We start from the raw sequence: 13,581 nt of genomic DNA, 5'->3' as shown, positions 1-13,581 counted from the left end.
TCGCCGAGTTCGATGCGCTGACCACGCAGCTTGACCTGGAAGTCGGTGCGCCCCAGGTATTCCAGCTCGCCCCGGGTACCGAAACGCACGAGGTCGCCGGTGCGGTACATCCGGCTGCCGCGCGGACCGTGCGGGTCGGCGACGAACCGGTCGGCGGTGAGGTCGGCACGCGCCGCGTATCCCCGGGCCAGCTGCACGCCGGCCAGGTACAGCTCGCCGGGTACGCCTGCCGGGACCGGGTGCAGACGGGCGTCCAGGACGTGCACACCGGTGTTGCGGACGGGGCGGCCGATGGGGATCTGACCGGAGTCGCGGTCGGCCTCGGTGACCTCATGCGCGGTGACGTCGACCGCGGCCTCGGTGGGGCCGTACAGGTTGTGCAGCGTTGCGTCCGGCGCCAGCTCGTGCAGTGCGGTGGCCGTCGCGGCCGCCAGTGCCTCACCGGAGGCGACCACCAGCCGCAGCGACGACAGGTCGGACGCAGTCGCACGCACACCGACGACCTCGGTGAAGGCGGCGAGCATCGAGGGCACGAAGTGCGCGACGGTCACCTGCTGCGTCTCGATGACCGAGGCGACGTACTGCGGATCGCCGTGGCGGCCGGCCTCGGCGATCACCAGGCGGGCACCGGTCATCAACGGCCAGAACAGCTCCCACACCGACACGTCGAAGGTGATCGGGGTCTTCTGCAGAACCGTGTCCTGCGCTCCCAGACGATGATCGTCCTGCATCCAGGCGATGCGGTTGGCGATCGCCGCGTGATCCACCACGACGCCCTTGGGACGTCCGGTGGACCCGGAGGTGAACAGCGTGTACGCCGCGTGCTCGCCGGACACCGGGTTCTCACGGTCGGCCGGGGTTAGCGGCTCACCACCCTCGGTGACCGGGACGTCGGCGTCGACGGTCAGCGCGGTGTGCCCGGAATCGTCCAGCAGTGCGGCCAGATCGTCGGGCAGCGGTTCGGTACCGGTGACGACGAGCACCGCCCCGGAGGTGTCGAGCATGTGGGCGATGCGCTCGACCGGAGCGTCCACATCGACCGGCACGTACTGTGCACCCGCGGTGACGATGGCGTGGATGGCGATCAGCATCTCGGCGGATCGCGGAATGCACACGGCCACCGCGACATCCGGGCCCGCGCCGTAGCCGATGAGGTCGCGTGCCAGGCGGTTGACCCGCGCACTGAAGCCCGCGTAGTCGAAGACCCGGTCGCCGTCGACGACAGCCGTCGCATCCGCATGGGCACGCGCGGCCGCGGCCAGCGCATCGGGCAGTAGGGGCGCCGGGTCGGCCACGACGGGTCCGGTCGACCACTTCTCGATGGCGCCGTGTTCGTCGGCGTCGAGCAGGTCCACGTCGCCGAGGAGACGCTCGGGGTCGGAGACGACGGCGGTCAGCAGGCGCAGATACCGGTCGGCGATGCGGCGGGCCGTCGCGGCGTCGAAGATGTCGACCGCGTAGACCACCGAACCGTCGAGGCCGGTCAGTCGTCCCTGCTCGTCGCGGGAGGCGGTGAGCCCCACGGTCAGATCGAAACGCGCGGCCGGATCGACCGGGTCGGCGGGTTCGATGTGCAGGCCGGGTAGGTCGATGCCGCGCTCGGTGTGCTGTTCCAGGGTGAACAGGACCTGGGTCAGCGGGGCGAAGGCCTCCGAGCGCACGGGCGCGAGACGGTCCACCAGATACTCGAAGGGCACATCGGAGTGCGCGAACGCGTCCAGATCGGTTCCGCGCGTTGCCGCGAGGAGTTCCGCGAACGTCATATCGCCGCGGACATCGCTGCGGAGCACGAGCGTGTTCACGAACATGCCGATGACGTCGTCGAGGGCGGCCTCGCCGCGGCCCGCGACCGGCGTACCGACCGCCACATCGGTGGTGGCCCCGAATCGGGCCAGTAGTGCGGCGAGTGTGGCGTGGAGAACCATGAACGGCGTCGTGTGTGTGCGCCGCGCCAGGTCGTCGACGGCGGCTGCGAGTTCGGCGGGGACATGGAAATCCTCGGCGGCACCGCGCAGGGACGCGACCTGCGGCCGCGGCCGGTCCGTCGGCAGGGTCAGCACGTCGGGCAGGTCGGCCAGTTGCCGATCCCAGTACGCGACCTGTTCTCCCGCAGCGGATTCCGGGTCGTCCACGGCACCGAGCACGCGCTGCTGCCACACGGTGAAGTCGCGGTACTGCACCTCCAGCGGCGTCCACTCGGGTTCGGTGCCCCGGCTCCGCGCCGCGTAGGCGCCGACGAGGTCCCGGAGCAGCGGCGCGGAGGACTCGCCGTCGGCGGCGATGTGATGCAGGATCACGACCAGCAGGTGGACGTCGTCCTCCACGGCGACGAGGGCGGCGCGGATCGGCAGGTCGACCGTCACGTCGAAGGGCTCGGCGGCCAGGGCGGCCGCTCCCGAGGCGTCGGCGGGCAGTCGCCACCAGTCGTCACGGGCCACCGCATCGGCCGGACTCAGCACCCGCTGCCACGGGTCACCCTGCTCGTCGAGCGGGAAGACCGTGCGCAGCGTCTCGTGGCGCCCGATGACGTCGGCGAGTGCGTCGCGCAGGGCAGCGGAGTCCAGCTCGCCGCGCAGGCGCAGCGCGAACGGGATGTTGTAGGCCGGCGAGGTGGGGTCGAACCGGTTGAGGAACCACATCCGCTGCTGTGCGCTCGACAGCGGCACCCGCTCCGGAAGCTCCTGTGCCACCAGGGGTTCCACACCCTCGTGGCGGCCTGCCGGGTCGCCGAACCGGGCGGCGAGCGCGGCCACGGTCGGCGCGTCGAACAGGTCGCGCACGCCGACCCGCACGCCGAGCGCGTTGCCGACGCGGGCGGCCACCCGCGTGGCGGAGAGGGAGTTGCCGCCGATGTCGAAGAAACTGTCGGTCGCCGACACGTCATCGAGTTCGAGAACCGCACCGAAGGCCTCCGCGACGAGCCGCTCCGCCGGGGTCGACGGGGCGACGTGCTCGCGGGACCCGAAGTCCGGCGCGGGCAACGCCTTCCGGTCGATCTTGCCCGCGGTGTTGAGCGGCATCTGCGACACCATGGTCCATACCGACGGGCGCATGTGCTCCGGCAGTGCCGCCGCGGCCGCGGCGCGAACCGCGTCGACGTCCACTCCGTCGCCGGCCACGTACCCGACCAGTTGGTCGCCGCCGCCGGGTGCCGCCACCACGGCCGCGGCCGCGTGCACCACACCGGGCGCCGAGGCGAGCACCGCCTCGATCTCGCCGAGTTCGATGCGCTGGCCGCGCAGTTTCACCTGGAAGTCGGTGCGGCCCAGATAGATCAGTTCGCCGTCGGCGGTGTGCCGGACGAGGTCACCCGTGCGGTACAGCCGCTCCCCCGACCCGAACGGGTCCGCGACGAACCGGTCCGCCGTCAGATCCACCCGCGCGGCGTACCCGCGGGCCAGTTGCACCCCGCCCAGGTACAGCTCACCGGCCGCACCCGGCGCCACCGGCCGCAACCGGTCGTCGAGCACATACGCCGTCGTGTTCCAGACCGGACGGCCGATCGGCACGGTGGTGTCGCCCGGATGCACCTGGTGGGCGGTGACGTCGACGGCCGCCTCGGTGGGTCCGTACAGGTTGTGCAGCGCGGTACCCGGCACGGTGTCCAGGAGTTGGGCCGCGAGCGCGGGCGGCAGGGCCTCACCGGAGGTGAACACCTGCCTCAGCGAGGTCAGTTCGGCGAGCGTCGCGGGATCGACGACGTCGAGGAAGGCCGACAGCATCGACGGGACGAAGTGCACGGTGCCGACGCCCGAGTCACGCAGGACGGTCGCGAGGTAATCGGGGTCACGATGCCCGTCCGGCCTCGCGATGACCAGGCGTGCACCGGTCATCAACGGCCAGAACAACTCCCACACCGACACGTCGAAGGTGACCGGTGTCTTGTGCAGGACCACATCGTCGCCCGTCAGCGGATACGCATCCTGCATCCAGGCCAGCCGGTTGACGATGGCCCGGTGGCTGACGGTCACGCCCTTGGGGCGGCCGGTGGAGCCCGACGTGAACAGGGTGTAGGCCGGATGATCCGGGAGCAGCGGCGCGATCCGCTCGTCGTCCGACACCGGTTGGACCACACCGCCGTACGGCCCGGTGGCATCGACCCGGACGACGGTCACATCGGACAGTTCGACGCTCGCGGGCACATCCCCGGACACCAGCACCACGGCGGCGCCGGAGGTGGCGAGCATGTACCGGGCGCGTTCGTCCGGGGCGTCGGGATCGATCGGCACATAGTGGCCGCCCGCGGCCGTCACCGCGTGGATGGCGACCAGCAGCTCGACCGATCGCGGCATGCAGACGGCGACCGCGACCTCGGGGCCGACACCGAGAGCGATCAGGTCCCGCGCGAGTGTGCCGGTGCGGGAGGCGAATTCGCGGTAGGTGACGGTGCGGTCACCGAATTCCAGGGCGACCGCGTCCGGGGTCGCCGCCACGCGTTCGGCGACCGCGTCGGTGATGAGGCGCGGGGGTGTACCGAGGTCGTGTTCGGCGCCCTGCGACCAGTCGGCGACGAGCGCGCGCTGCTGTGCGCCGACGATCTCGACGTCGCCGAGCGGTGTCTCCGGTGCGGTGAGCAACGCGGTGAGGGCGAGCCGCACGTGTTCGGCGATCCCGGTGATGTCGCGATCGTCGAACACGCTCGGCAGGTAGGTGTACGCGAACGTCATGCCCGGACCGTGCCCGTCCGATGCGGCGCCCGGCCCGACGATGAGGTTCAGCGGATAATGCGTGGCATCGGAGAACTCGACGGAGGTGATGTCGAGCCCGGCGGCGCGACTGCCCGCGGCGAGGGCCTCCGAGTCGACCGGATAGGACTCGTACACGGTCAGCGTGTCGAACAGCGTCGGCAATCCACTGCGCGCCACCAGTCCCGCGAGGCTCTGCTGCTGATGATCGAGCAGGCGGGTCTTGGTGTCCTGCAGGGACTCCGCGGCGTCGAGCAGGGTGCGGTCCGGGTCGCATTCGACGATCACCGGCAGGGTATTGATGAAGAGTCCGATGGCCGATTCCACACCGTCGAGTTCGGCGGGGCGTCCGGACACCGTTTCGCCGAATGCCACCGTGCGGCGTCCCGTGAGACGGGCGAGCGTCAATGCCCACGCCACCTGGATGGCGGTGGCCGGGGTGACGCCGTGTTCCCGCGAGAACCGGTGCAGCCCGTCGGCGAGATCCGGCGCCAGGTCGACGACGTGCCGTTCGGGTGTCTCCGCGACGGCGATGGCACGCGAGGGCGCCAGCAGCGTCGGCTCCTCGAGCGGCTCCAGCACGCGATCCCATTCCGCCTGCGCGGCAGCGGCATCGCGGTCGGCGAGCCACGCCAGGAACTCGGGGTACTCGGCCCGCGGCTCCGCCGGACGGGGCAGCGCTCCGTCCTTCACGTAGGCGGCGAACAGATCGCCGATCACCAGCGGCCCCGACCATCCGTCCAGCAGGATGTGATGATTCGTGATGATCAGCCGGTGCCGTCCCCCGCTCAGACGTACCGCGACGAACCGGATCGATCCCGGTTCGGTGAGGTCGAACCGGGTGGTGCGCTCGGTGGTCGCGATCTCCGCCAGGCGCTGCTGCGCCGCCGCGTCGTCGAGATCACCGAGATCGACGGTCGCCCACCGTGGTTCGACGTGCGGCGGGATGACGGCGACCGGGGTGCCCGCGGTGCTGCGGACATAGGCGGAGCGCAGAACGGGGTGCCGTTCGAAGAGTGCCGCGGCCGCGCGCCGCATGCGCCCCTCGTCGATGCCGTCGGCGATCTCGATGGAAACCTGCACCAGGTAGACGTCGAGGTCACCGGGACGGGTCGCCACCTCGGACTCGAAAAGCAGTCCCTGTTGCAGTGGTGACAGCGGCCACAGGTCGGCACCGGGGAAACGCTCTGCCAGGTCGTCGATCTCGGCCTGCCCCAGGCCGATGGACGGTACGTCCGACTCGGAGAATCCGGGATCGCCGACCGTCTCGACGTACTCGGCCACCGATGCCAGCGCCGATTCCCATCGCGCCGCAATGGCCTCGACCTCAGCGTGATCGAGAACCGCTGCGGGATAACCGAAGTCGACACGAAGCGCCTTGCCATCGGGCCCGTTGACGACGCTGACCGTCACGTTCAGCGAACCGAAGGCCACCATGGCGCCACTCACCGACGGCGGCAGCACCGGTGCCGAGGCGTCCGGCAGGAAGCCTCCGTCCTCGATGCCGTCCTCACCGGCGCCCGCGGTGTTGCCGAAGAAGTTGAACACGATGCCGGGCAGCGGCCGACCACTCAGCGGGGAGTCGTCGAGTGCGTAGCGCAGCGGTCCGAAACCGATGCCGTGATCGGGCATCTCGGCACGCGCATCCTTGATCGCCTTGACCGTCGCCGACATCGCGGCCCGTGGATCGGTGCCGGCATCGGGCCGCGGCACCGCGACCGGGGCGATGCTGGTGAACCAGCCGACCGAGCGGGTCAGGTCCGCGCCCGGAGCGATCTGTTCTTCGCGGCCGTGGCCCTCGATGAGAATCGGGACGCGACCGGCGCGGTCGGCCGACCGCTCGTCGAGGGCGCACACCAGTGCCGCGAGCAGGATGGTGTCGGTGCCGGTCCGGTACGCCTCGGCGACCGTCGAGACGATGGCACCGGACAGTTCGGCACCGGCGGTCCGGGAGTGCGTGCGGACGGTCGACTGCCGATCGCGTGCCGGGTCGAGGGGCCGCCCCACCACGGGCGTGCCGTCCGGCAGGTGCCGCTCCCACAGCGGCAGCTCACCGGTGCGTTCACCGGCCGTGTCCGCGAGCACCCCCGCCCAGCGACGCGGCGATGTCCCGTTGGGCTGCAGGGCGATTCGTTCTCCGGCGGAGAGCTGCGACCAGGCGGTGACCAGATCGGTGATGATCGTCGACCAGGACACCGCGTCCACCGCGAGGTGATGGATGGCGACGACGACGCGTCCGGCACCGGACGGCGCGCGCAGTGCGCGGACGGCGACCAGCGCCCCCGCGACCGGATCGAGACGGCCGAGCAGCACGGCGTGTGCCTCGCGGATCAGATCGTCGAATTCGCCGGTCCCCGGCTCCACCGATACGTCCACGAGGTCGGTGGGCGGCGCCGAGACCCCGGAACCGGCCGACCAACGGTATCCACCCCGGCCGTTGTCGGAGAAGGTCGCGCGCAGCATCGGGTGATGCGCGCCCACCGCGGCGACGACGGTCGCGATCTCCGCCTCGGTGATCCCCGTGGGCAACGTGAGGACGCTGCTCTGCGAGAAGTCGGCGATGTCCGCGAGACGCGCGGCCGCACCGTCGGCGGTGTCGGCACGGTGCCCGGCATGCTCGAGCATCCAGTGCGCGACCGGTGTCAGGCGCACCTCACCGACCGGACCGCCGTCGTATTCGTCGAGCGCCTCGACGACCGATGTGCGGGCCGCCGCGGCGAGTCCGCGCACGGTCCGCCGTTCGAAGATGTCGCGCGGACCGATCGCGTAGCCCGCCGACCGCAGCACCGACGCGACCCGGATCGACATGATCGAGTCGCCGCCGAGCGCGAAGAACGACGCCGTGGCCGACACCCGCTCGAGCCCGAGCACACCCGCGAGCAACTCGGCGATGATGCGTTCGTCCTCGTCGGCCGGTGGCTCGTAATCCTCGCCCGCCGTGTCGATCCGCGGTTCCGGCAGCGCTCGGCGATCGAGCTTGCCCGCGCTGTTGAGGGGCACCGTGTCCAGCGACATCCACACCGTCGGCCGCATGTACTCCGGAAGTTCGGCGGCGACCGCCGCCCGCGCGTCCGCCTCGTCGGCGGGGCCGGCGAGGTAGGCGACCAGATGTTCGGCGCCGGTGGACGTCCGGGCCACGGTGGCAGCGGCGTGCACCACCCCCGGCACTCCGGTCAGCACCGCCTCGATCTCCCCCAGCTCGATGCGCTGACCGCGCAGCTTCACCTGGAAGTCGGTGCGGCCCAGGTATTCCAGCACGGGCTCGGCGTCGTCGCGGCGCAACCACCGCACCAGATCACCGGTGCGGTAGAGGCGTGCGCCGGGCTCGCCGTTCGGGTCGGCGACGAACCGTTCCGCGGTGAGTTCGGGGCGGGCCGCGTAACCACGGGCCACCTGCACACCACCGAGGTACAGCTCACCCGGCACGCCGATCGGTACCGGACGCAACCGGTCGTCGAGGACCCAGGTGCCGGTGTTCCAGACCGGGCGGCCGATCGGCACCACGTCGCCCACCTCGGTGAGATCCTGGTGCGCGACCTCGACCGCGGCCTCGGTCGGGCCGAACAGATCGTGCAGACCGGCCCACGGAATGGCCGCCCGCGTGGCCGCGGCGACGCCCGGTGGGAGCGCCTCTCCCGAGGCGAACACATAACGGAGCGAATCGAATTCGTCGAAGACCCCGGTCTCCGGATCCGGCTCGAGGACGTCGAGGAACACCGACAGCATCGACGGCACGAAGTGGATCGAGGTGATCCGCGAGCTCGTGATCGTCGAGGCCAGGTATGCCGGATCGGTGTGACCGCCCGGACGGGCGATGACCATCCGCGCACCGGCCAGCAGCGGTGCGAAGAGTTCCGGCACCGAGACGTCGAAGGTATACGGCGTCTTCAGCAGCACCGCATCCGTCGACGTGAACGGGAACGTGCTCAAGCCCCATCGCACGCGGTTGAGCACCGACCGATGACTGACGGTGACACCCTTCGGACGGCCGGTCGAGCCGGAGGTGAAGATCGTGTACGCGGCGTGATCCGGGTGCAGTGGCGCACGACGTTCGGCATCGGTGACCGGTCCGGTGTACTCGGGTGTCGGACCGGAGGCGTCGACCGGGTGCAGGGTCACCGACGCCCCGGCTGCCTCCGTGAGTGCGCCGGGTACATCGCCCGCGCCGGTCAGGACCAGGTTCGCGGCCGCGGTCTCCAGCATGTAGCCGATACGGTCCGCCGGGGCTTCTGTGTCGACGGGCACGTACTGTCCACCAGCAGCGACCACAGCATGGATCGCGACGACCAGCTCCACCGAGCGTTCCATGCACACACCGACGGCGTCATCGGGTCCGACCCCGGCGGCGATCAGCGTACGTGCGAGATCGGCGACGCGAGCGGCGAATTCGGCATGATCGACCGCGCGGTCGCCGAACTCGAGTGCCACGGCGGAGGTGTGGGCGGTGCCCGCGGCGACGACCGCGTCGGCCAGCGTCTCGGACGCCAGGTCACGTTCCGGGCCGACGGACCAGCGCGCGATCTCCGCGGCTTCGGTGGCGCCCACGAAGTCGCTGTCCCCCACCGCAACCGACGGCCGTGCCGTCAGATCGCTCAGCAGGGCGACAAAGCGCTCCACGAATCGCTCGACGGTTGCCGCGTCGAAGAGATCGGTGGCATAGACGACCGAACCGCGCCACCCGTCGGCCTCCGCTGTACCGTCGCCGGGCCCGCTCGCTTCGCTCCCGGCGCCCAGCACACCGGGCCCGCTCGCTTCGCTCCCGGCGCCCATCCCGAGGTCGATGGTCAGATCGACCTTCGCGGCCGGCTCGCCCGGATCGACGGGTTCCACGGTGAGACCGGGCAATTCGATGCGGGCGGGCGGATTCTGGTCGACGGTGAGCAACACCTGGGCCAGCGGCGCGAACGCCTCCGACCGCGTCGGATTCAGCGCCTCCACGAGGTGTTCGAACGGCACGTCCGCATGCGCGAAGGCATCGAGATCGGTGCGGCGCGCCAGGTCCACCAGGTCGGCGAAGGTCGTCGAGGAGGTCACCTCGGTACGCAGCACCAACGTGTTCACGAACATGCCGACGAGCGGGTCGAAGGCGGCGTCCCCGCGCCCCGCGACAGGCGTGGCGATCGCGATGTCGGTGGTGCCGGACAAGCGGGCGAGTAGGACCGCGAGTGCCGCGTGCACCACCATGAACGGCGTCGCGCCGTGTTCGGTGGCGACCGCGCGCACCGCGGCGGCCACCTCCGCGGGCACCTCGAGATCGACCGAGGCGCCCCGTTGGCTCGCGACGACCGGACGGGGACGATCCGCGGGCAGGTCCAGAACATCCGGCAGATCCGCCAATTGCCCGGCCCAGTAACGGGTCTGCTCGTGCAACGGTCCCGAGGTGTCGTCCGGTTCGCCGAGCGTTTCCCGTTGCCACACCGCGAAATCCGCGTACTGCACGGCCATCGGCGCCCACTCCGGGGCGCTCCCCGCGGTGCGCGCCCGGTAGGCGGTGAGGACGTCCGCGGCGAGCGGCGCCATCGATTCGCCGTCGGCCGCGATGTGATGCACGACGAGCGCCAGCACATGGTCGGTCGGGGTGTGGGAACCGAGGACCGCGCGGATCGGCAGGTCGGTGGCGAGGTCGAATCCGGTGGTGACGGCCGTCGTGACGGCGGCGGTGATGTCCGCGGATCCGCCGGCGATCTCCTGCCAGGGCAACAGTTCCCGGAGATCGTCCACGGGCTGGATTCGCTGCTCGGCCACGCCGCCGGTGTCGGTCACCAGGGTGCGCAGCACCTCGTGACGACCGAGTACGTCGAGCACCGCCCGGTGGAGCGCCACGGTGTCCAGGTCGCCGCGCAGACTCAGCACCAGCGGGATGTTGTAGGCAGGCGACTCGGGTTCGAACCGGTTCAGGAACCAGATCCGCTGCTGCGCGAAGGACAGCGGCAACCGGTCGGGGCGCTCGATCGAACCGGGAGCGACGACCCGGTGTGCCCGGCGCGGCCGCTCCCCGATGCGGGCGGCCAGATCCCGCACCGACGGGCCGTCGAAGATGTCACGGATCCCGATCTCGGTGTCGAAGTGCGCGGACAACCGGGCGGCGAGCCGCGTGGCGGACAACGAATTTCCGCCCAGGTCGAAGAAGGAGTCGAGAGCACCGACGCGCTCCCGGCCGGTCAGGTCGGCGACGATCCCGGCGACGGCCTCTTCGTCCGGCGTCGCGGGCGGTTCGTGTTCGCCGTCCGCTGTCCACTGCGGTGCGGGCAGCGCGGCGCGGTCGAGTTTGCCGCTGCGCGTTAGAGGCAGCTCCGGCACGACCATGAGTGCGGACGGAACCATGAACCGCGCCAGGCGTTCCCGGATGTCGTCCAGGATCGTCGCCGGCTCCGGAGCCGCGCCGGCCCCGGGCACCACATAGCCGACGAGCCGGGTGCCGCCGTCGGGTCCGGAGACACCGAGGGTCACCGCGGTCGCGACATCCGGATGTGCGGCCAGCACCGCGTCGATCTCGCCCAATTCCACACGCTGACCGTTGATCTTGACCTGATGGTCGGCGCGGCCGGCGAATTCGAGACGATGATCGTCGGTCCAGCGCACCAGGTCGCCGGTGCGATACAGGCGGGAACCGTTGTCGCCGTAGGGGTTCGCCACGAACGATCCGGCCGTCAGGTCGGGGCGTCCGAGGTATCCGCGCGCCAGGGCGGGGCCGGCGAGATACAGTTCGCCGACGGCCCCCACCGGTACCGGATGCAGCCGGTCGTCGAGGACCAGGACACCGAACCCGCCGATGGGGCGTCCGATGGTGACCGGCTCGCCGGGGACGAGGCGGTCGACCGTGGCCCAGACGGTCGCCTCCGACGGTCCGTACAGGTTATACATCTCCCGTCCCGGAGCCCAGGCCGCGACGACGTCGGGCGGGCAGGCCTCGCCTGCGGTGGTCAGATGACGCAGGGCGGTCACGGAATCCGGCGACATGGTCGCCAGCACCTGTGGCGTGATGACGGCGTCGGTGACGGCACCGGAGGTCAGCACCTCGACGAGTCCCGGTCCCGCGTAGACGTCGGCGGGCGAGATGACCAGCGTGACACCGGAACCGATCGCCCACAGCATCTCGAAGAACGCCGCGTCGAAGCCCGGCGATGCCACGTGCAGGACGCGGGTGTCGCCGGCGATTCCGGAGACGTTCTGTTGCGCGGCGAGTAGTTCGGCGATGCCCCGCTGGCTGACCGCGACCGCCTTGGGCCGTCCGGTCGAGCCGGAGGTGTAGATGACGTAGGCCAGATCATCGAGGCGCGACGGACGGATGCGTTCCGCGTCGGTGACGGCATCGGCGGAGGTCGCGGCGAGCTGCTGCTGGGTGTCCGGATCGTCGGCCACCAGCCAGCGCAGACCCGGATCCGTGACCCAGGACCGTCCGGCATCGGCGGAGGTCGTGATTCCCACGCGCACACCGGCATCGGCGAGCATCCCGGCGATGCGGTCGTCCGGCAGGGTGGGATCGACCGGTAGGTACGCGGCACCTGTGGTGAGCACCGAGAAGACGAACAGCACGGACTCCACCGAGCGCGGTGCGGCCACGGCCACCACATCACCGGGGCCGACGCCGAGACCGATGAGCAGACGCGCGTACCGGTTGATATGCGCGGTGAATTCGCCGTAGCCGATCGACGTGTCCCCGGCGATCAGAGCCGGATGGTCGTCGGCGGGCCGTCGCGCGTCGAGCAGTTCGACGATGGTTCGTTCCATCGCCCGGCTCTCCGCGGCCGGCGACACCAGAGCGCCACGTTCGGCGTCACCGATCAGCGAGATGTCGCCGACAGCGCGGTCCGGGGCCTCGACGAGGCCCCGCAGCAGGGCACGATAGAAGCCCGCGATGCGGTCGATCTCGTTCTCGTCGTACGCATCCGGCCGGTACTTGAACGTCAGGAGCAGCTGATCGCCCGCCGGGGCAGCCGCGAGATTCAGCGGGTAGTGCGTGGCGTCGGTGATGGCCACCCGATCGATGTCGAGGCCGACCGCCGCGGAACCCGCGCTGATCGCCTCCGCGTCGACCGGATAGGACTCGTAGACCGTCAGCGTGTCGAACAACATCTGGCGTCCGGCCGCGGCCGCGATGTCCGCGAGCGACAGGTGCTGATGGTCGAGCACCGTGGCCTTCGCCGTCTGCAGCGCGCGCAGTCCGTCGCGTCCCGTCGCCGCCGGATCCGCGTCGACGACCACCGGCAGGGTGTTGATGAACAGGCCGACCATCGACTCGACGCCGGGCAGTTCGGGCGGACGGCCGGCGACCGTCTCGCCGAAGACCACCCGACGCTGTCCGGTCAGTCGGGACAGCAATGTGCCCCAAGCGAATTGGAGAACGGTTGCGACGGTGGTGTCGGCATCGCGGGCGAGAGCGGCGAGAGCGGCCGCCGTCGCACCGTCGAGGGTCACCTCGTGATCGCGGGGTGACTCGGTGGTGCGGGCGGGCAGATCGGGCCGCACCAGCGTGGGCCCGTCGAGTTCGGCGAGCAGTTCCCGCCAGGCTTCGAGGCCCACGGCATCCGAACCGGCCGACTCGCGTCGCTCCAACCAGGCCAGGAAGTCCCGATAATCTCCGTCCGCCGGATCACCGATTGCGGAGAGATCCGCTCCGGCGTAGGCGGCGAACAACGCACCGAGCACCAGCGGATTCGACCAACCATCCAGCAGCAGATGGTGATTGGTGATGACGAGCCTGCTCGCCGGGGTGCCCTCGCCGTCGGTGCCCGGCATCCGGATCAGCAGGAACCGCAGCAGCGGCGGTGCCGCCAGGTCGAAGGGGGTCAGCCGATCGCGGCGGGCCATCTCGGCGGCGCGCGCGTCCGCCTCGGCGGCATCGACATCGGCGAGATCGATCTCCCGCCACCGGACCTCGACGTTCGGTGGCACG

Annotated in this window: 1 protein-coding gene (running past both ends of the window); it reads right to left on the bottom strand. The window is 70.9% G+C overall.

All 13,581 nt of this window come from inside a single coding sequence — locus AC4JJG_RS04115, non-ribosomal peptide synthase/polyketide synthase, on the bottom strand. Of the gene's 54,102 coding nucleotides, 10,421 precede the window and 30,100 follow it; the stretch shown corresponds to coding positions 10,422-24,002 (codon 3,474, partial, through codon 8,001, partial); reading right to left, the first codon wholly in view occupies nt 13,578-13,580. The start codon and the stop codon both lie outside this window.

The organism is Gordonia sp. B8661-1 (assembly GCF_059427765.1).
Note: the sequence above shows the minus strand (reverse complement) of the source record. Positions and strands in the feature narration are given on the sequence as shown.